Consider the following 18,515-nt stretch of genomic DNA (forward strand, 5'->3'; position numbering starts at 1 on the left):
TTGCATTCGCCTAGTCAGTGATAGAATAGTCTGTCTAACAAAAGGCTAGCTGCGAGCTAGTAAATAAACGTCGAAACTATTTAAAGTATTGAAAGTGAAAGTATTAACGCGGGCAAAGTAAGTTCATGGCAAAGTTTGAAAATACCGAATTTGAGTACATTGTTGACTCAAAAACCATTGCAACCTTTTTGAAAAAGCACTTTGGTGGTAAACGAAGTGCGGCCATGCCATCGGTTGCTTTGCCTGTCACTAAGTTCTCTTTTGATGATGTGCTCGCTGCACCAGATAACACTGGCGTTAAGCTTGGTCATTCATCGCTGTTACTGAAAGTTAACGGGCAAGTGATCTTGGTTGACCCTGTGTTCAGTGAGCGAGCGTCACCTGTACAATGGGCAGGGCCGAAGCGTTTTCATGAGTCGCCAATTGACTTAGCTGACATTCCGTACGTTGATATCGTACTGATCAGCCATAATCATTACGACCATCTCGATAAAGGCTCCATTGCTCAACTAAAAGATAAAACTGAACAATTTATTACTACGCTAAAAGTTGGTGATCAACTTGTTAAGTGGGGCGTTGATGCCAGCAAAATTGTTGAGCTTGATTGGTGGCAGTCAATAACGGCTAAAGGCATTGAATTTGTTGCCGCGCCTACGCAGCACTTTTCAGGTCGAAGTTTATTTGATCGCGATCAGTCGCTGTGGGCAAGCTTTGTCATTCGCACGCCAGAAACTAACGTCTTTTTTAGTGGCGATAGCGGTTACTTCTCAGGCTTTAAAGAGATTGGCGAAAAGTATGGCCCGTTTGATTTAACCTTTGTTGAAACCGGCGCTTATAACGAAGCGTGGCAAGGGGTACATATGATCCCTGAGGAAAGCTTGCAAACGCATTTGGATCTGAAAGGCAAAGTTATGATGCCAATTCACAATGCCACCTTTGATTTAGCGCTACACGACTGGGATGAGCCATTAGAGCGCATCACCAAACTGGCGGAAGAAAACAATGTTGAGCTTTCAACTCCTGTTTTTGGTGAATTTTTTGCGCTAATTTATTCTAAAGCTAATGCCACAGATAGCGACACAGACAGTGCCACAGATAATGCCATATCAAGTGAGCGCTGGTGGCGCTCGCTAAAATAGCCAAAGGCGCGCTAAATGGTTATGAGCGACACTTCAATGAGTTGCCTTTTTCTTCCAGCGCTTTTGCCTGCTCTTTAATGTCTACATCACTTAGAAACTTAAAAAAGCCATCTTGTCGATCGGTTTGCAGGTAAACATCGACCAACAGATCACGTTTAGGCATGGGCTCAGGTAAGCAAAAGTCGGTTAACCCTAAACCAAACGACCCTGTACCTTTACCACCGTTAGCTTTGTGAGCTGCGATTTGTTGTTGAAAGCCTCGAAATAATTGCGCATCTTCGGCGGTGAGTGACAATGAAGTAACAACCTCGGTTGGCTTTAACTTGCCAAACAGTTCATACGCCGCTTTATTTTGGTTATCAACTACCACTTCAAATACCTTGTCGATATTGATTGATTGGTCTTTGTTCTGATCTTCACTTTGGTATCGGAAGGTAATAGTCGCAGCCCCTTTTTTTACTTCGACTGCCTGATCGGTTTTTATTGCGACGCTAATTTGCGCTGGATCCATCGTCATTGGATCCATTTGACTCATTTTGTACATGCCAATAAAAGACATCGATGAGCATGCGAATAAGTTTGTCAGTAAACAGCACACCAACAAGCCTTTAAGTAATGATTTCTTCATATCCATTGCTAGTAACTTCATTCCTTTTTTAAAACTAAACCTCAACTAACGAGGAAAAGTGAATGTATTTTGAACACTTCTTCCGACCTATACCAGCACTTTAAGTTCCCCAATACGTCCAATTTAGGCTTGCTTAAGTTGTTATAGCTTACTGTACACTTTTGTGACGATATTTTGAAAACGGTAAGAAAAACGTCACCTTACTGTAATTTAATAAAGCTGAAACATTAGCGAAACACAACCGTCACATTTCAAACTTAAAATTCTTACCATCTATTTTTATAGCTTTATTCGTTAGTCGTGTGCTTCACCGCGCAACTAACGCATTTTATTAAATACTCTAAGGTTTACTCTTATGAAATTGTCAAAACTGGCGCAAGCTGGGTTGTTTGTAGGCATGGCAAGTATGGCTTCATCTGCGCTTGCTGCTCAATCTGAGCAGCTAGATCAAGCAGTGAAAGCTGGCCAAGAAATCAACCAATCTGCCGGCAAGTCACAACAAAAAATCGATAAAATTGCCGATCAAATTCAAAGCAAGCTTCAACAGTTTAAAGCGGTTAACAAAGAAATTGATGGTTTGAACGTATACAACGGTCAAATGCAAAAACAAATTGATAACCAGCTAATGGAATTAGCAGACTTAGCGAGCTCAATGGAGCAAGTGAGCATTATTGAGCGTCAAATCTCGCCATTAATGGCGCGCATGATTGACACCCTCGAAGCCTTTATTTCATTAGATGTACCTTTCTTATCTGAAGAGCGTAGCACGCGTGTTGCCAACCTTAAGGCGATGATGGAGCGCGCTGATATTTCTGCTTCTGAAAAATTCCGCCGAGTGATGGAAGCTTACCAAGTAGAAGTTGATTACGGTCGTACTATCGAAGCGTACAGCGATTTACTTGAGCTAGACGGCAAAGAAATGGATGTTGACTTCCTTCGCATTGGCCGCGTTGCTTACATCTACCAAACACGCGACGGTTCACGCATGGGCGCTTGGAATACAGATGCCAAGAGCTGGGACGATTTAGACGCTGGCTACCGCACTGATATCAATAAAGCATTACGCATTGCCCGCAAACAATTAGCACCGGACCTAGTGGTTGTTCCGGTTAACGTGACTAAGCCTTCAGCCGGAAAATAAGTGGAGTTACCCTGAAAATGAAATCATTTAACCGTGTTACACAGCACGTTTCAACTTTCTTGGCAGCAGTAACCCTAACTTCTGCTGCTTTTGCTGCTAACGCTCAAGAAGCTACTAGCCTAGACCAATTACTTGAACAATTAGCGCAAGGTAAAGTTGCACAAACTCAGCAAAATAAACAGCGTGAAGCTGACTTTATGGCGCGTAAATCTGAGCAAGACCAGTTGCTAGCAAATGCGACTAACGAGCGTGACAATCAAATCAAGCTAAGTACTGAGTTAGAAGCTAGCTTCCAAAACAATGAAATTGAATTAGCCAACCGTCAAGACGCGTTAAACAAGCGTTTAGGTGAGTTAAAAGAACTATTTGGTGTACTCCAGCAAGTGGCTGGCGATACTAAAAGCAAGTTCCAAAACTCAGTTATTTCTGCACAAATCCCTGGCCGTGAAGCTTTCTTAGATGAATTTGCTCAATCAATGGGTTCTTCGTCAAAGCTTGCGTCAATTGAAGAAATTGAAAAGATCTGGTTCGAATTACAACGTGAAATGACGGAAAGTGCGAAAGTAGTGCGTTTCGATCGCGAAGTAGTGTTAGCTGATGGCTCAAAACAAACTGCAACTGTGACGCGTATTGGTAACTTCAACTTAGTAGCGAACAACAAGTATCTAGAATTTATCAGCGAGACAGGCAGTGTTGCAGAGCTAATTCGTCAGCCTTCTGGTCGTTACTTAGGTACTGCGGCTGATATGACTGCTGCTAACCCATCACAAGGCACGCAACAAGTCGCCTTTGCGTTAGACCCAACAGGTGGTTCAATTTTAAGCCTGTTAGTACAAGCACCTGATACGCAAGAGCGCGTTGACCAAGGTGGCCCTGTCGGTTACGTGATTTTGGCGATTGGTGCGATTGGTTTACTCATTGCGCTTGAACGTTTCATCGCATTATTCCTAGTGGGTAACAAGGTTAACCGCCAGCTTAAAACGGCAACACCTTCTAACGATAACCCGTTAGGCCGCGTATTAATGGCGAAAGAAGAATACAAAGATGTTGACGTTGAAACCTTAGAGTTAAAACTTTCTGAGCGTATTCTAAAAGAGGTACCTCAGCTTACCTCTCGCTTAACCATGATTAAGATCATCTCCGTGGTCGCACCGCTTATCGGTCTACTAGGTACAGTAACCGGTATGATCAATACCTTCCAAGCGATTACCTTGTTTGGTACAGGTGACCCGAAATTAATGGCCGGTGGTATCTCACAAGCACTTGTGACTACAGTACTTGGCTTAGTTGTGGCGATTCCTATGGTGTTTATCTCTACCATCTTAACCACACGTAGCCGTGGCATTATCAATATTCTTCAGCAGCAAAGCGCTGGCATTGTTGCAGAGCGTGCAGAGAAAGGAGCGTAAACATGATTATATTCATCGAAATGATGAATAGTATCAGCGCGTTTCTTGATACCGGTGGTCAGGTACTGACCGTGATCGCCGGCGTTATCTGCCTTATGTGGTTACTGATTTTCGAACGTTTGTTCTTTTTCTTAAAAACGTACAACGGCATTAAAAAATCAGTTATTGCCAACTGGCAAGCAAGAGCTGATAAAAGCTCTTGGAATGCTGAGCAAATTCGTGTTGCGCAAGTATCGCGCTTAACGGAAATGCTTAATCAGAATGTAGCCTTGATTCAGAGCCTAGTCGTGCTATGTCCACTGCTAGGTCTACTGGGAACCGTGACCGGTATGATTCAAGTATTCGACGTAATGGCAATTTCTGGTAGCGGCAATGCGCGCTCAATGGCGTCAGGGGTATCTCGCGCCACTATTCCAACCATGGCTGGTATGGTCGGTTCATTATCGGGTGTTTTTGTGGTGACTTGGTTACAACGCAAAACCAAACGCAGAACCGAACAGTTAGAAGATTCACTTGTGCTTCAGCATTAAGCTGGAGCCAAAATAAGGATTAGAACTATGCGTTCTCAATTAGCAAAAGTTTTACAAGAGCAGGAAGAACAGGAAGAAATTAATATGACGCCGATGCTAGACGTTGTATTTATTCTACTCATTTTCTTCATCGTTACCGCCTCATTCGTCAAAGAAGCTGGTATTGAGGTTAACCGTCCAGAAGCTGCGACAGCAGTGAAAAAAGAGCGCGCCAATATTCTTGTTGCGATTAGTGATAAGGGCGAAATTTGGATCAATAAGCGTCGTGTTGATGTGCGTGCCGTACAAGCGAACATTGAACGCTTAAAAGCAGAAAACCCACAAGGGACAGTGGTCATTCAAGCTGATAAAAAAGCGACCACGGATGTGTTGATCAAAGTTATGGATTCTGCTCGCGCCGCTGGTGTGTTTGATGTGTCAATTGCTGCTCAAGAGGCATAATCGATGAGCACTAGTGTAACGTCAAATAGCAGCGCTACAAACTCATTAGCACCAAGCGCTTTACCACGTTACGGCATCGCGTTAGCGCTTGCTGTTAGCGTGACCTTTGTCTTGCTTTGGGGTATGCAAACCTTGATTACTGGTGGTAAAGACGCGTTAACTGAACCACCACGCGGTAACGTGCTCGACTTTATTCGTTTAAAGAAAGAAGAGACGGTACAAAAGAAAGAGCGTAAACCACAAAAGCCACCTAAGCCGCAAACCCCACCGCCACCAATGCAGCAACCACAAATGCAGCAGGCAAACCCGAATGCAGATGCGATCAGCACAGCGTTTACCGCCGATGTGAGTGCCGATACTGGCCTAGCAGGTGGTTTGAGCTTAGACAGCAGTGATGGCGATTACTTACCGATTGTAAAAGTGGCGCCAATTTACCCTCGTCGTGCGCAGTCTCGTGGTATTGAAGGTTACGTGATTGTTGAATTTACGGTAACCACGAATGGCTCAGTACGCGACCCGAAAGTCGTCGAAGCGCAGCCAGCAGATATCTTCAACCGCGCGGCAGTCGACGCAGCTTTGAAGTTCAAGTACAAACCTCGTGTTGTTGACGGTACTGCAGTAGAAGTGGCAGGCGTACAAAACAAAATTACATTCCAAATTGACGGATAGGAGCAGCTCATGAACAAATCAAAGCTAATCATGTCCTTAGTAGCAGCTGGTGTACTATATGGCTCACCAATTGTGAGTGGTGACTTTTTAGGTGGCGTTGTAAAGGCGGCTGAAGCATCACCTGCCAAGCGCGCTTCTAAGAAAGTACCAGCGATGCGAAATCGAGTATACACCCAACTAGCCCGTGCTCAGCAATTGGCTGACGGTGGTGATAAAGCGGCTGGTTTTGGTGTATTGGACGATGTAAAAGAGCGCATTAATCAGCTTAACAGCTATGAAAAAGCCATGATGTGGAATTTCTATGGCTTTATGCATTACGGTAATGACGACATCGCCAATGCGATCACCAGTTTCGAAAATGTTATCGCTGAAGAAGCCATCCCAGAGTCGCTTTACCTTTCAACCGTATACTCGCTTGCTCAATTAGCAATGCAGCAACAAGACTATGGTAAGGCACTTGGATTTTTACAACAGTGGCGCGCCAATACCGATAAGGAAATGCAGTCTGGCCAGCATATTTTGTTCGCTCAGGTCTATTACCAAGACAAAAAGTATGCGGACGCACTTAATCACATCAATGCCGCCATTGATATGGTTAAAGCGAAAGACGAAACACCAAAAGAAAACTGGCTAATTCTGCAACGTGCAGCTTACTACGAGCTTAAGCAGCCTGAAAAGGTGACTGAAGTGATGGAAGAGCTAGTGCGTTTATACCAAAAGCCACAGTACTGGATCCAATTAGCGGGCATGTACGGTGAAATTGGCGAAGAGAAGAAACAACTTGGTGCGATGGAAACCGCATGGCAGGCAGGCTATATCAGTAAATCTAGCGATATTATCATGCTCGCCCAATTGTATTTATTCAATCAGCTACCGTACAAAGCGGCAAAACTATTGGATGACTCGATTGCTAAAGGTATTGTCATTGCCGATGAAAAACGCATTCAGCTAATGGCGCAAGCCTATGTCATGGCCAAGGAAGACGACAAAGCAATTCCAGCCTTGATCAAAGGCGCTGAAATTGCTGAAAACGGCAAGTTCGACGAGCAACTAGCACAAGCCTACTTAAACACGGAAAAATGGCAACAGTCGATTGATTCCGCCAAAGTCGCGCTTAAGCGTGGTGATTTAGATAACGAAGGCAATATGCACTTAGCGCTTGGCATGGCGAACTTTAACCTAGGCAACTTTGACGAAGCAATCGCTGCTTTCGCCGATGCTCAAGCCTTTAAAGACGTTGCCAAAACCGCTAAGCAGTGGACTAAGTACGTTGAGATAGAGCGTGATTATCAACAACGCTTGGCAATGAACTAGCGCCATTATCTAGTGAAATGTAGCCAAATACACTCAATGAGTATGGCCTTACTAAGTTAAATTAAGGGGCTAACTACTCAAAGATAAAACAAAAGCCGCACTTGCGGCTTTTTTAATATATATGACATTTCAAATTTAAATGTAAGTGGTTTAGAGCAGCCTTATTTAAGTTAAAAGGGGCACACTATACCTAAGAGAACTTATAGAAAGTTTCGAGAGTTCGATACTTCTCAATTAGAAGCACATATTTAAGGAGTTAGACTTCAGCACTTAAACACCTAGCGCTTCTCAATCATCTACCCACTAAAACGGCTAACTAAACAGCTAGCGCAAAAACTGTTTAACTAGCTTTTGGTTTAAACCTACCTAGGTATTCTTTTTGAGTACCTTGTCGTCCCAGCGTGACTAGCAAATTACCATTTTTTGTTTTGATTCTCAAAAGGCTACTTTACGTAATTTTCTTTTAAAAAATCTCATGAAGGTAAATTTTTGTGGGTATATTCTACGAAAACATATCGCTATTACTGACTTTAAGCGTTGCGATGGATATAGTTGAAATTTATTTACTTGTAATAAGTTGTAGAAATGTAATGATTTAATTTGGTTTTACCACTTTTGTGAAAATATATTACGAAAAACTAAGGGTTTTTATATCTAAAATAGCAATTAATGAAATAAAATTACAAAATAAATTTACATTAGAGTAAAGAGTCTATATACTAGCCAGCAGTTGAGTAGAGATACTCGTTAATCATTAAAAGCGTTATATGAGGTGTGCCATGAGATCATTATTTGTTGCTGCGTTAACTTTAGCTGTTTCTTTCACGGCGTCAGCAAAAGTTAATCAAGTTGAATTTAGAGCGTTAGATCAAACTGCTGAAACACAACTTTGTATGGCAGCAGCACAAGGTGGTATCGCCGAAGCGAAAGCGGTAGCGCGCTCACTTGGCATGAAATATAGCGAAGTAAAACGCAAAACCTACTGTAACGAAACATCATTAAGCCGCTTTGCTGCAAAATATGATGCGCAGGCAGCATTGTCAGTAAAAGATGTCGTTTTCAAATTTGTTGCTGCAGACGAAGCACTTGCCTCACAAATCTGTCGTGATGCAGTGGTTAATGGCTTAGATGCAGCACAAGCACAATACAAGAATATTGATGCTATCTACTGTAATGGCGAAATCATTAGTCGCTTTGTTCGTAAGCACAAAAGCTAGAACACAGTGTTCTAAAACCCAATTGCTATTTTAAGCTCTCCCCCAAGCTGAGCTTTCTTTTTGCCCCACACCTAGTGTGGGGCTTTTTTTATTTCTTACTCAGAAATGGAATTAATCGAGAGCCTTAAGCTCTCCGCTGCTCTCAAATAGATGATCTTTCTTTTGGCCCTGCACATAGTGCGGGGCTTTTTTTATTCCAAGAAACTTGTCGACAGTTAAAGAATGGGTAATAGTAAGGTCGAGCTTATTGCTCTCCCATTCCCAGAAATTTATTGATAGTAAATAGCAAGGAGAGATCGCTTAACTCTTCTCTGTACCTAAAGTATTGAGCTTTCTTTGGTCCTGCACATAGTGTGGGGCTTTTTTATTCTCAGCAACTTGTCGACAGTTAAAGTACGGGTAATAGCAAGGTAAAGCTTCTTGCTCTCCTCTATCCCCAGCAAACTGAACTTTCTTTTGGCTCTGCACATGGTGTGGGGCTTTTTTTATTCTTAGTGATCTGTCCTAGACAATATTGACAGTTAAAGTGCGTGGCAGCGATTTTTTAACTCCTTTATTGATAGATAACTAAGCTAGCTTTGTGCCTTTCACGCAGTGACGCTTTTTATCCTACAAGGTTTATCGATAGGGGCGAGAAAGGCGAACGATAGAAACTAAACATGAAATGAAAAGGGGTGAACGTTAAATTGCTTGCTCTTACCCTGCGGTGATTTGTGGCTAGCTGTAATTCAGTTTCTAGGTATTGTTCCTCTTATTTGCTCGAAAATCGTGAGTAAACAGTGCAAGTGAAAAGTGTTTAGCAAAGCGCCTGCTGCGAAGAGTATTTATTCGGTGTGTGTTTAACCTTTAGGCACAAAATCTGGTCTACCAGTGATGTTAATTTAGGCAAAAAAAAAGAGTAAAAAAATATGATGTTTTTATGAAAAAAACATTGCAAAAGCAGAGGCCAATATTTTTCAGGGGTCTCCTTTGTTATCCACAGAAAATGTGGAAAGTTGAATAACCTTATTATCTGTGGATAAGTTTGTTACTAACATTCGCTACGATAGGTAATTTCAAGACTAGCAAACAAAGCATGTAAAAATGATCAGTATGGTGGCGATCAAAGAATCAAATTGATGGAATTTTGGATCTTTATAGGGAAGTGTTGCGTAGTGGGTAATTTGAGCAATAGTGACATTTTTTGTACTATTGCTCCTAGCCCTTTATTCTTCTGGGGTTTCGCCTGAAAAGTGTTCAGGCATTATACGTACGGTTTTGATCATGTTGTCGCTTACGTCAACGATCTCTACCGGGTAGCCGGCGATCCTAACACTTAGTTTAGCTTGTGGAATATCTTCCAAATACTCAATAATTAAGCCATTAAGTGTTTTTGGCCCGTCTGTGGGTAAATGCCATGACATTTCTTTATTAATGTCTCGAATAGAGGCACTTCCATCAATTAAATAGGAGCCATCAGGCTGGTGATGAACTTCTTCCGAAGGTGCAGGAGCTGCTGTTGTCGTAAAGTCGCCAACAATCTCTTCTAGAATGTCCTCAAGCGTGACTAAACCTTGGATGTCGCCGTACTCGTCAACAACTAAGCCTAAGCGTTCTTTCGCGTGTTGGAACTTAAGTAGTTGAACATTGAGCGGGGTGCCCTCAGGGATAAAATACAATTCGCGGACTGCACGCAGCAGTGTCGCTTTGGTAAATTGGTTTTTTGATAATAAACGCAGCGCATCACGCATATGCACGTAGCCAACAACATCATCGATATTGTCACGATACAACAGTACACGGGTGTGGTTTGATTGCGTTAACTGCTTTTGAATTTTCTTCCAGTCTTCGTTGATATCAATGCCCACTAATTCGTTACGCGGGATCATAATATCTTCAACCGTAACTTTCTCTAGGTCGAGAATGCTCACCAGCATGTTTTGATCGCGCTCTGGTAGCAAGGCACTTGACTCGTTAACTACGGTTTTTAATTCTTCGGTGCTTAAGCTGTGCTGTTCTCGCTGCTCTGAGCTTATTCTCAGCAATGCCAAAAAGCCGTTCGTTATCCAATTAACCGCGATAACAAAAGGGAAGAGTACTTTTAACAATAAAGTCAGAATAACTGAGCTTGGGAATGCCACCTTTTCGGGGTAAAGGGCAGCTAGCGTTTTCGGTGTTACTTCGGCAAAAACCAGAATAACTAAGGTCAATGCTAGACCCGCGTAAAAAATACCTGCGTCGCCAAAAAAGCGAGCGAAAATAACCCCTGAAACTAGCGATGCAAATACATTAACTAAGTTATTGCCGATGAGAATAAGCCCGATCAATCGATCCGGTTTTTCGAGCAGTTTACTTACTCTTTTCGCACCTTTGTGTTTTTGTTTTTCAAGGTGCCTAAGACGGTACCTATTGAGTGACATCATGCCTGTTTCTGAGCCAGAGAAATAGGCAGAAATAAATATGAGCACACCTAAAATAATAAACAGTGTACTAGTCGAAATGTTGTCCAAAAAGGGGGATCCTATGTTGCCAAACAGATTGATTTTAGCGCGAAAACTAAAATCAGATATCCGTTATACCTTAAAATTTATGGCGAACAAACAGATATCTTCACTTGTGTATTAAAAACTAACTTAACAGGAATTCTTTTACAAAGCGGCTGCCAAAGTATGACAAGGTAAGTAATGCTGTTGCCACTAGTGTCAGCGTTAGTACGCGATGGCCACGCCAACCGTTTTTAAAGTGCCCCCATAGTATAATGCTATATATCAATAAGGCGAGTAACGACAACACGGTTTTGTGTGCATTATCGGTGTTAAATAAACCGTCTAAGAAGATAAAGCCTGTTAAGTTTGTAGCTGCTAGCGCTATCGTACCGACCGCTAGAATGGTAAATAACTGACGTTCTACCAACATAAGTGGTGGCAAGTGGTTCACTGCCGCCAAGTTTTTAGATTTCAGCTTCATATTGATATAGGCAACTTGAAAGCCATACAAGCAAGCGATTATCAATACACAGTAGGCGATAAGTGACAATGTGATATGGCTCAGCACAGTCGCTTGGGTTACTGCCAAGGGGATGTGTGCTACATCTGGTAAGAAAAAGCTGATAAACAGCCAAATGCTAGCAAAACCATAAGCAGCAGGCTGTAGCAGATTTAACTGATACTTCACTGCTGTGGCAGTGATTAACATAGTGATCACCACGCTAACCAGTGTTACCACGTTTGGCAAATTGAAGTTAATTGCCCCTTCAACAAACAAAGCATTCGTCGTTAGCAAGGTATGTGGCACAATCGCAATACATGCAAGCAAAAGCACGACTAAGTGGTTTGGTCCTTTGCTGTCAAATAACTTAGATAAAATGGAAGCCGTGGCGAGTAAATAACAGAACGCCGCAATTAAAGTGCTAATGTCAATAAAGTCCACTACTCATCCTAGTGTGTTGGTGTTGAATGACAATGAGTTGTCTACTAAAAAATCAGCGTCAGTTTATCAGATTGATGACCTAACGCCATGTTTGTCTTTAATTAATCGATAATTTTGCGGCGCAGTGGCTTTATTGCTGAAACAAATAGAAGTAGCGCACAGCTAGCACTTAGCCAAAAAGGTAACAGTTCGTGGCTGTGTTGCATCTGTTGATTAACATCAATGCCTAGGTAAGTCACTAATTCATCAAGTAATAAGCCAAAGGCGATGGCTGATACCGAAATGCCTAGTAGGTAGCGAGATAATACGGAAGTGCCCATTTCATTTTTAATGACGCCTAAGGTGGAAATATTGGTGGCAGGGCCTGCCATCATAAACACTAAAGCGGTGCCAGGTGAAATGCCAGCCATGATAAACCCCGCCGCAATCGGCGTAGATGCTGTTGCGCAAATATACATAGGAATTGAAATCAAGATCATTAACAACATCGCAGGAATGCCGCTGCCATAAGCTGTTAATAGTTCAGTTGGGATAAAGGTTTTTACTAAAGTGGCGAAGATAAGGCCAACGAGCAGCCACTTGATAATATCGTCAATTAGCTGAGTTAATGCGTATTTAACGCCTTGTAGCGTTTTCTGGCCGGCACTTTTTTCTGTGGCCTTGTCGTGTGTTGATGCACAGCAGCTAGTTACTGTTTCAGTGGCATGCGCCTCTTCTACTTGTGTTTTGCTGTGGCAGCAACTGCCTTCAGTTTGTACTGAATTGCTTTGAGGATCTGCTAGCGGCTTTGCTGTTTTAACCAAAAAGCCTGTTGCAATTGCAGAGACAATCGCAGAAATGGGCCTAAACACGGCGAAAAATGGTCCTAACATGGCATAGGAAACGGTTATAGAATCAACGCCAGTTTCAGGGGTAGCAACTAAAAAGGATGAAGTAGCTGGTGACGATGCGCCGCTGCGTTTTAATTCAGTAGCAACGGGTATAACGCCGCATGAACATAACGGCAGAGGGGCACCCACTAGCGCAGCTTTGACAATCGCGCGATTACCTTGTCCTAAATGTTTGGACAACAATTGGCTCGGTAGCCAAGCTTTCATTAAGCCAGCGATTAACAAGCCCAAAAGCAGCCAAGGGCTGGCATCTAAGGTTAATGCAATAAAATTTGATACGAGTAAGCTTGCGGTTTCCACTTTCGCCCCAATATTGTTGCTAACGTCCGCCAGCGTATCATAAATGGTTTTACATACGCTATTTTCCGCAAAACAAGTAGGGAATTATTTTAATTGCTTGTTTAACGCGTATAATGGCGTCAGATTTTTTCACCTAATTCACTTGTTGAGACTTCCATGTTTGAGAATCTTTCCGATCGTTTAACCAAAACGCTTAAAAACATCAGTGGTCGCGGTCGTCTGACCGAAGATAATATTAAAGACACCCTGCGCGAAGTGCGCATGGCGTTGCTAGAAGCTGATGTTGCTTTACCTGTTATCCGTGATTTTATTAAAAAAGTGAAAGAGCGTGCGGTTGGTCAGGAAGTATCAAAAAGCCTAACGCCGGGTCAGGTCTTCGTTAAGATTGTTCGCACAGAGCTCGAAGCTGCGATGGGAGAAGTGAACGAAGCGCTTGATTTAAAAGCGGCGCCACCAGCAGTGGTTTTAATGGCAGGTTTGCAAGGTGCAGGTAAAACAACCTCGGTTGCTAAGCTGTCAAAATTCTTAAAAGAGCGTGAAAAGAAAAAAGTACTTGTTGTTAGTGCTGACGTATATCGACCTGCGGCAATTAAGCAGCTTGAAACACTTGCTAGCGAAGTTGGTGTTGAATTCTTCCCAAGTGATATCAAACAAAAGCCGATTGATATTGCCAACGCAGCGATTGATCATGCTAAACGCCAGTTTTTTGATGTACTGATTGTCGATACCGCGGGTCGCTTGCATGTTGATGAAGACATGATGGGTGAGATTCAGGAATTACACGCCGCTATCAAACCAGTTGAAACTTTATTCACTGTTGACGCGATGACAGGTCAAGATGCGGCAAATACCGCTAAAGCATTTAACGATGCCTTGCCACTAACCGGTGTGGTATTGACCAAAACTGATGGTGATGCTCGTGGTGGTGCGGCGCTGTCAATTCGCCATATCACAGGCAAGCCAATTAAATTTATAGGTGTTGGTGAGAAAACCGATGCATTAGAGCCTTTCCACCCAGATCGCATTGCTTCACGAATTCTTGGTATGGGTGATGTGCTATCACTTATCGAAGAAGTTGAACAAAAAGTCGATAAGAAAAAAGCCGAGAAGCTTGCCAAGAAAGTAAAAGCAGGTAAAGGTTTTGACTTAGAAGACTTCCGCGAACAGTTGGTACAAATGAAAAACATGGGCGGCATGATGGGCTTGATGGACAAGCTGCCGGGCATGGGGAATTTATCTGAGCAAGTAAAAGGTCAGATGGATGACAAAATTACCGTGCAAATGGAAGCCATTATTAACTCGATGACGCCAGCAGAGCGCGCTCGCCCTGATATTATTAAAGGCTCACGTAAGCGCCGTATTGCTGCCGGCTCTGGCACGCAAATTCAAGACGTTAATAAGCTACTAAAACAATTTACCCAAATGCAGAAAATGATGAAGAAGATGTCGGGTAAAGGCGGCATGCAGAAAATGATGCGCGGTATGAAAGGTATGATGCCACCGGGTATGGGCGGTGGCGGCTTTGGCGGCGGTATGTTTGGTCGTTAATTCTCAAGACAGTACGCTTGCGGAAATGAAAGCCTAATTGTTATATGCAATTAGGCTTTTTTGTTTTTAGCTACATAATTTTTATCTCGTTTTCTTTTGGCTAACTGCGTTGCGAGCTATATTTTAAAGTAATAGTTAAGCTGAACAGCTAAAAAGAAGAGCTTAAAAAGAAATCGCGTGCTATCGGAAAAGCGTGCAAGTTTTACCACCTTCAATCAGTACGTTACGGCACTTTCACCAATATCTAGAGCAATAAGCAAATGGTAGAAAAAGAAATCATTAGTCAGGCAGAGCTCGATAAGCTGCTTCATATCAATCACTTTATTGAGCAGGAAAAAGATAATTCGCTGATCAGTGAAATCAAGCACGCTATTCTTGATTCAGGTAAGTTAGAGCTTGAGCAGTGGCAGGCACTGCGAGAGCAAATTAGAGAGATAGAAGAATTAATTCCCCACATTGATTTATTGATCAAACTGAAAAAAGAGTCTGATAGCCAATAACTGTGACAAACTTTTGTTGGTTCAGCTTTTTGTTCATGAAGTAGCCTCTCATCGAAAACTTAAATTACCATCAATTACTTGGTTAACAACTAATAACACTGCCAAAGCTAGCATTCACTTGCAATATCACCAGAAAAGCGTAGAATACGCGAGCTTTTCTGTCTGCCTGAAATATTGGTTGTACAGAAAGTGTCTGGAAAATTCGTTTAACATTAAATATATAGAGGACGGTATGGTTACCATTCGTTTAGCTCGTGGTGGCGCGAAGAAGCGTCCATTCTATCAGGTTGTTGTTGCAGATAGCCGTAACTCTCGCGATGGTCGTTTCATCGAGAAAGTAGGTTTCTTCAACCCAACAGCACAAGGTCAAGCTGAAAAATTACGCTTAGACCTAGATCGTATCAACCACTGGGTTGGTCAAGGTGCTGGTCTATCTGATCGTGTGGCTAAGTTAGTTAAAGACGCTCAAGCAGCTGCTTAATTAAGTTAGTAAGTTTTAGGATGTATTGGTGAGTGATATGAGTGAAAAAATCCTCCTGGGTAAAGTAGGCGCAGTTTACGGTATCAAGGGCTGGGTAAAAGTTCACAGCTTTACTGAAGATCCTCAAGCTATTTTTGACTATTCACCTTGGTCATTAAAATTAGGTGGTAAAGAACAATCAGCGGAAATTGTTGATTGGCGCAAACATAATAACGGCTTAATTGCCAAGCTAGCAGATGTGGAAGATCGCGACCAAGCTCAAAGCTTAGTACATTCTGAAATATTTGTTGATGAATCACTATTACCAGAGTTGCCGGAAGGTGAGTTTTACTGGCGTGATTTAATTGGCATGAGTGTCGTGACCGACAAAGGTTATAACCTAGGCGAAGTCACCGATATTATGGAAACTGGCGCTAACGACGTACTGGTTGTTAAAGCGAACCGCAACGACGGCTTTGGGAAAAAAGAGCGGTTAATCCCGTATATTTTTGACCAAGTCATTGTCTCGGTAAGCAATGAAACGAAACAAATTTGTGTTGACTGGGACCCAGGTTTTTAAACTGTGACAAGCAGCAAAATGTGGATTGGGGTGATTAGCCTCTTTCCAGAAATGTTTGATGCCATTACACAGTATGGGGTGACAGGCCGAGCGATTCGTAAAGGCTTAATTGAATTTCATTCGTGGAATCCAAGAGACTTTACCCATGATAAACATCGCACTGTGGACGACCGACCTTATGGCGGCGGACCGGGCATGTTGATGATGGTGCAACCGCTACGCGATGCGATACATGCTGCCAAAGCGAAAGCTCAAGCAGATGGGCGTAACGCTAAGGTGATTTACTTATCACCACAAGGCCGGAAACTAGACCAAGTTGGCGTGAGTGAATTAGCACAAGACGACTGCCTGATTTTTGTGGCAGGGCGTTACGAAGGAATTGACGAGCGGATCATCGAGTCAGATATTGACGAAGAATGGTCAGTGGGCGATTACATTTTAAGTGGCGGTGAACTGCCGGCGATGAATGTAATTGACGCAGTCGCAAGGTTTGTTCCGGGCGTGCTAGGGCATGAACTATCAGCCGAGCAAGACTCGTTTTCTGATGGTTTACTTGATTGCCCACACTACACAAGACCAGAAGTATTAGACGCTGGCTCTGAAAATGAGAAAGCGGTACCTAAGGTGTTGTTAAGTGGTAATCACGAACATATTCGACAATGGCGACAGTTTCAGTCACTGGAAAGAACTTGGCACAGGCGACCAGAACTTTTAACTGACCTAGCTCTGACGGCAGAACAGACTGAAATGCTGAAGCAAATTAAGCGTGAAGCAACTGACCGTGAATCCTAGGAAGAGGTAATTATGAGTAACATTATTAAAGCTCTTGAACAAGAGCAAATGAAAACTGACTTACCTGCGTTCGCGCAAGGTGACACAGTTGTTGTACAAGTAAAAGTTAAAGAAGGTGATAAAGAGCGTCTTCAAGCGTTTGAAGGTGTTGTTATCGCGATTAAAAACCGTGGTTTACATTCAGCTTTCACTGTTCGCAAGATTTCGAACGGTGTAGGCGTTGAGCGTGTATTCCAGACACATAGCCCATTAGTTGACTCTATTGCAGTTAAACGCCGCGGTGATGTTCGTCAATCTAAACTTTACTACTTACGTGAGCGCTCTGGCCGTTCTGCGCGTATCAAAGAGAAGTTGGCGAAGAAGTAACTTTTACTCTAAAAGTATTACTTTTATACCCCAGAAAAAACCCGAGCACTGCTCGGGTTTTTTATTGCCAATATTTATTCTCACCTTTATTCACAGCATAATACCTATTCGCTATTCATATACTCAATAGCATTTTCACTCTATACAACAAGCCAAAATCTCCCCGTTATTTTTGTTTTTTTTCTGTGCTGATTGGCCTGATGTGTCAATTGTGTGGCCTAATCTATCATGTCTCGTGATTTAACTTTCTATTATGGTAATTAAGCAACTATTATAAAAAGTGAACAACAGGAGTGCATTATGGGCATTACAGTTACCCCTACGGGTGAAGCTTGTGGCGCATACATCGGGGGCGTCGATTTAACTCAGCCTTTGAGTGATGAGCAGATTGAAGAAATTCGCCAAGCTTGGGGCGAACACCACGTTATTATTTTCCGTGATCAAAAATTATCAGATGACGACTTAGAGCGTGTATCTGCATCATTTGGTGATCTGGCGATAGATCCCTTTGTTAAGTCGCTTCCAGGTCGTGAGCATATGATTGCGATTCAGCGTGAAGCTGACGAAACCGCAGCAATCTTTGCAGAGATTTGGCATGCAGACTGGACGTTTAAATCGAACCCTCCATTTGCAACTTGCTTGTACAGCATCGAAATACCACCAGTCGGCGGTGATACTTTGTTTGCTAACCAAGTTTTGGCATTAGAGGAAATGCCGGAAGAACTGCGCAGTCGTTTAGAAGGGCAGTTAGCGATTCATTCAGCGAAAATGGGTTACTCGAAAAAAGGCTCTTACGGCGATAAGTACAAGAGCAAGAGTATGGAAGTGATTGCCTCTGATGAAGCATTAGAGCAAGAAACGCATCCATTTATCCTTAAACACCCGGTAAGTGGCAAAGAGTCAATATATGGCTCAGCAATCGCCTACATTATTGGTGTTTCAGACATGCCGCAAAAAGAAGCAATGAGCCTGATTATGGAGCTGCAGCGCTGGCAAGTTCAAGAGCAATTCGTTTATGCTCATAAATGGGAAAAGGACATGTTGGTGATGTGGGATAACCGCAGTGTATTACATAAAGCAACGGGTGGCTACGAAGGTTACCGCCGCGAATTGCATCGCACAACAATCTCAGAGAAAGACGGTCGTCCATTCTCGTTATCATAATATCAATTAGAAAGAAGAA

19 protein-coding genes are annotated in these 18,515 nt (G+C 42.7%); 15 read left to right on the forward strand and 4 right to left on the reverse strand.

What is annotated here, in order from left to right:
* Nucleotides 1–125 precede the first annotated feature (125 nt).
* Nucleotides 126–1,139, forward strand: a complete 1,014-nt coding sequence (locus tag ACSLUR_RS03130; protein ID WP_448551722.1) for an MBL fold metallo-hydrolase — start codon at nucleotides 126–128, stop codon at nucleotides 1,137–1,139.
* Nucleotides 1,140–1,158: 19 nt separating this feature from the next.
* On the opposite strand, the gene ACSLUR_RS03135 is transcribed toward ACSLUR_RS03130, so the two are convergent.
* Nucleotides 1,159–1,767 (reverse strand): hypothetical protein, encoded by a 609-nt coding sequence (locus ACSLUR_RS03135; RefSeq protein ID WP_448551724.1) that lies wholly within the window; start codon nucleotides 1,765–1,767, stop codon nucleotides 1,159–1,161.
* Nucleotides 1,768–2,122: 355 nt separating this feature from the next.
* On the opposite strand from ACSLUR_RS03135, the gene ACSLUR_RS03140 reads away from it, so the two are divergent.
* The 7 genes from ACSLUR_RS03140 to ACSLUR_RS03170 all read left to right on the forward strand — a co-directional run bounded on the left by ACSLUR_RS03140 (nucleotide 2,123) and on the right by ACSLUR_RS03170 (nucleotide 8,488).
* Nucleotides 2,123–2,908, forward strand: coding sequence for a DUF3450 domain-containing protein (locus ACSLUR_RS03140; RefSeq protein ID WP_448551726.1), 786 nt, complete (start codon nucleotides 2,123–2,125; stop codon nucleotides 2,906–2,908).
* 17 nt (nucleotides 2,909–2,925) lie between these two features.
* Complete coding sequence (locus ACSLUR_RS03145) at nucleotides 2,926–4,317, forward strand: MotA/TolQ/ExbB proton channel family protein (RefSeq protein WP_448551729.1); 1,392 nt, start codon at nucleotides 2,926–2,928, stop codon at nucleotides 4,315–4,317.
* A gap of 2 nt (nucleotides 4,318–4,319) precedes the next feature.
* Entirely contained in the window at nucleotides 4,320–4,847 is a 528-nt protein-coding gene (locus ACSLUR_RS03150) for a MotA/TolQ/ExbB proton channel family protein (protein ID WP_116014747.1), read from the forward strand.
* Between the two features lie 27 nt (nucleotides 4,848–4,874).
* Nucleotides 4,875–5,288: an ExbD/TolR family protein gene (locus ACSLUR_RS03155; protein ID WP_115999293.1), complete on the forward strand. Its 414-nt coding sequence runs from the start codon at nucleotides 4,875–4,877 to the stop codon at nucleotides 5,286–5,288.
* A gap of 123 nt (nucleotides 5,289–5,411) precedes the next feature.
* Entirely contained in the window at nucleotides 5,412–5,957 is a 546-nt protein-coding gene (locus tag ACSLUR_RS03160) for an energy transducer TonB (protein WP_448552971.1), read from the forward strand.
* Nucleotides 5,958–5,966: 9 nt separating this feature from the next.
* Nucleotides 5,967–7,271 (forward strand): tetratricopeptide repeat protein, encoded by a 1,305-nt coding sequence (locus ACSLUR_RS03165; RefSeq protein ID WP_448551732.1) that lies wholly within the window; start codon nucleotides 5,967–5,969, stop codon nucleotides 7,269–7,271.
* Between the two features lie 779 nt (nucleotides 7,272–8,050).
* On the forward strand, nucleotides 8,051–8,488 hold the full coding sequence (locus ACSLUR_RS03170; RefSeq protein ID WP_448551734.1) for a hypothetical protein: 438 nt from the start codon (nucleotides 8,051–8,053) through the stop codon (nucleotides 8,486–8,488).
* Between the two features lie 1,205 nt (nucleotides 8,489–9,693).
* Here the strand turns inward: ACSLUR_RS03170 and ACSLUR_RS03175 are convergent.
* From ACSLUR_RS03175 to ACSLUR_RS03185, 3 genes are all read right to left on the reverse strand, one after another.
* Nucleotides 9,694–10,977 carry an HlyC/CorC family transporter gene (locus ACSLUR_RS03175; RefSeq protein ID WP_115999297.1) on the reverse strand — a complete coding sequence of 428 codons (1,284 nt, stop codon included), beginning with the start codon at nucleotides 10,975–10,977 and terminating at the stop codon, nucleotides 9,694–9,696.
* 118 nt (nucleotides 10,978–11,095) lie between these two features.
* A complete protein-coding gene (locus tag ACSLUR_RS03180; RefSeq protein ID WP_116014741.1) occupies nucleotides 11,096–11,896 on the reverse strand; it encodes a cytochrome C assembly family protein in 801 nt (266 codons plus the stop codon).
* Between the two features lie 101 nt (nucleotides 11,897–11,997).
* Nucleotides 11,998–13,086 carry an SO_0444 family Cu/Zn efflux transporter gene (locus ACSLUR_RS03185; protein WP_448551737.1) on the reverse strand — a complete coding sequence of 363 codons (1,089 nt, stop codon included), beginning with the start codon at nucleotides 13,084–13,086 and terminating at the stop codon, nucleotides 11,998–12,000.
* A 156-nt stretch (nucleotides 13,087–13,242) separates the two neighbouring features.
* On the opposite strand from ACSLUR_RS03185, the gene ffh reads away from it, so the two are divergent.
* From ffh to ACSLUR_RS03220, 7 genes are all read left to right on the forward strand, one after another.
* Nucleotides 13,243–14,634: a signal recognition particle protein gene (gene ffh / locus ACSLUR_RS03190; RefSeq protein WP_448551739.1), complete on the forward strand. Its 1,392-nt coding sequence runs from the start codon at nucleotides 13,243–13,245 to the stop codon at nucleotides 14,632–14,634.
* A gap of 260 nt (nucleotides 14,635–14,894) precedes the next feature.
* Nucleotides 14,895–15,134: a hypothetical protein gene (locus ACSLUR_RS03195; RefSeq protein WP_115999301.1), complete on the forward strand. Its 240-nt coding sequence runs from the start codon at nucleotides 14,895–14,897 to the stop codon at nucleotides 15,132–15,134.
* 232 nt (nucleotides 15,135–15,366) lie between these two features.
* Entirely contained in the window at nucleotides 15,367–15,615 is a 249-nt protein-coding gene (gene rpsP, locus ACSLUR_RS03200; protein ID WP_044835858.1) for a 30S ribosomal protein S16, read from the forward strand.
* Between the two features lie 37 nt (nucleotides 15,616–15,652).
* On the forward strand, nucleotides 15,653–16,174 hold the full coding sequence (gene rimM, locus ACSLUR_RS03205; RefSeq protein ID WP_116002289.1) for a ribosome maturation factor RimM: 522 nt from the start codon (nucleotides 15,653–15,655) through the stop codon (nucleotides 16,172–16,174).
* Between the two features lie 18 nt (nucleotides 16,175–16,192).
* On the forward strand, nucleotides 16,193–16,966 hold the full coding sequence (trmD, locus tag ACSLUR_RS03210; RefSeq protein WP_448552973.1) for a tRNA (guanosine(37)-N1)-methyltransferase TrmD: 774 nt from the start codon (nucleotides 16,193–16,195) through the stop codon (nucleotides 16,964–16,966).
* A 12-nt stretch (nucleotides 16,967–16,978) separates the two neighbouring features.
* The gene (rplS, locus tag ACSLUR_RS03215; RefSeq protein WP_115999303.1) at nucleotides 16,979–17,332 is read left to right on the forward strand and encodes a 50S ribosomal protein L19; all 354 of its coding nucleotides are present in this window, start codon (nucleotides 16,979–16,981) and stop codon (nucleotides 17,330–17,332) included.
* 300 nt (nucleotides 17,333–17,632) lie between these two features.
* A complete protein-coding gene (locus ACSLUR_RS03220; protein WP_448551742.1) occupies nucleotides 17,633–18,496 on the forward strand; it encodes a TauD/TfdA dioxygenase family protein in 864 nt (287 codons plus the stop codon).
* The last annotated feature ends 19 nt before the right edge of the window (nucleotides 18,497–18,515 follow it).

The sequence above is a fragment of the Thalassotalea montiporae genome (assembly GCF_053485855.1).

Bases quoted from the DNA above. Each gene is read 5' to 3' on its own strand.
- ACSLUR_RS03130 (WP_448551722.1), top strand. From the start codon at position 126: ATGGCAAAGTTTGAAAATACCGAATTTGAGTACATTGTTGACTCAAAA.
- ACSLUR_RS03135 (WP_448551724.1), bottom strand. From the start codon at position 1,767: ATGAAGAAATCATTACTTAAAGGCTTGTTGGTGTGCTGTTTACTGACA.
- ACSLUR_RS03140 (WP_448551726.1), top strand. From the start codon at position 2,123: ATGAAATTGTCAAAACTGGCGCAAGCTGGGTTGTTTGTAGGCATGGCA.
- ACSLUR_RS03145 (WP_448551729.1), top strand. From the start codon at position 2,926: ATGAAATCATTTAACCGTGTTACACAGCACGTTTCAACTTTCTTGGCA.
- ACSLUR_RS03150 (WP_116014747.1), top strand. From the start codon at position 4,320: ATGATTATATTCATCGAAATGATGAATAGTATCAGCGCGTTTCTTGAT.
- ACSLUR_RS03155 (WP_115999293.1), top strand. From the start codon at position 4,875: ATGCGTTCTCAATTAGCAAAAGTTTTACAAGAGCAGGAAGAACAGGAA.
- ACSLUR_RS03160 (WP_448552971.1), top strand. From the start codon at position 5,412: ATGCAAACCTTGATTACTGGTGGTAAAGACGCGTTAACTGAACCACCA.
- ACSLUR_RS03165 (WP_448551732.1), top strand. From the start codon at position 5,967: ATGAACAAATCAAAGCTAATCATGTCCTTAGTAGCAGCTGGTGTACTA.
- ACSLUR_RS03170 (WP_448551734.1), top strand. From the start codon at position 8,051: ATGAGATCATTATTTGTTGCTGCGTTAACTTTAGCTGTTTCTTTCACG.
- ffh (WP_448551739.1), top strand. From the start codon at position 13,243: ATGTTTGAGAATCTTTCCGATCGTTTAACCAAAACGCTTAAAAACATC.
- ACSLUR_RS03195 (WP_115999301.1), top strand. From the start codon at position 14,895: ATGGTAGAAAAAGAAATCATTAGTCAGGCAGAGCTCGATAAGCTGCTT.
- rpsP (WP_044835858.1), top strand. From the start codon at position 15,367: ATGGTTACCATTCGTTTAGCTCGTGGTGGCGCGAAGAAGCGTCCATTC.
- rimM (WP_116002289.1), top strand. From the start codon at position 15,653: ATGAGTGAAAAAATCCTCCTGGGTAAAGTAGGCGCAGTTTACGGTATC.
- trmD (WP_448552973.1), top strand. From the start codon at position 16,193: ATGTGGATTGGGGTGATTAGCCTCTTTCCAGAAATGTTTGATGCCATT.
- rplS (WP_115999303.1), top strand. From the start codon at position 16,979: ATGAGTAACATTATTAAAGCTCTTGAACAAGAGCAAATGAAAACTGAC.
- ACSLUR_RS03220 (WP_448551742.1), top strand. From the start codon at position 17,633: ATGGGCATTACAGTTACCCCTACGGGTGAAGCTTGTGGCGCATACATC.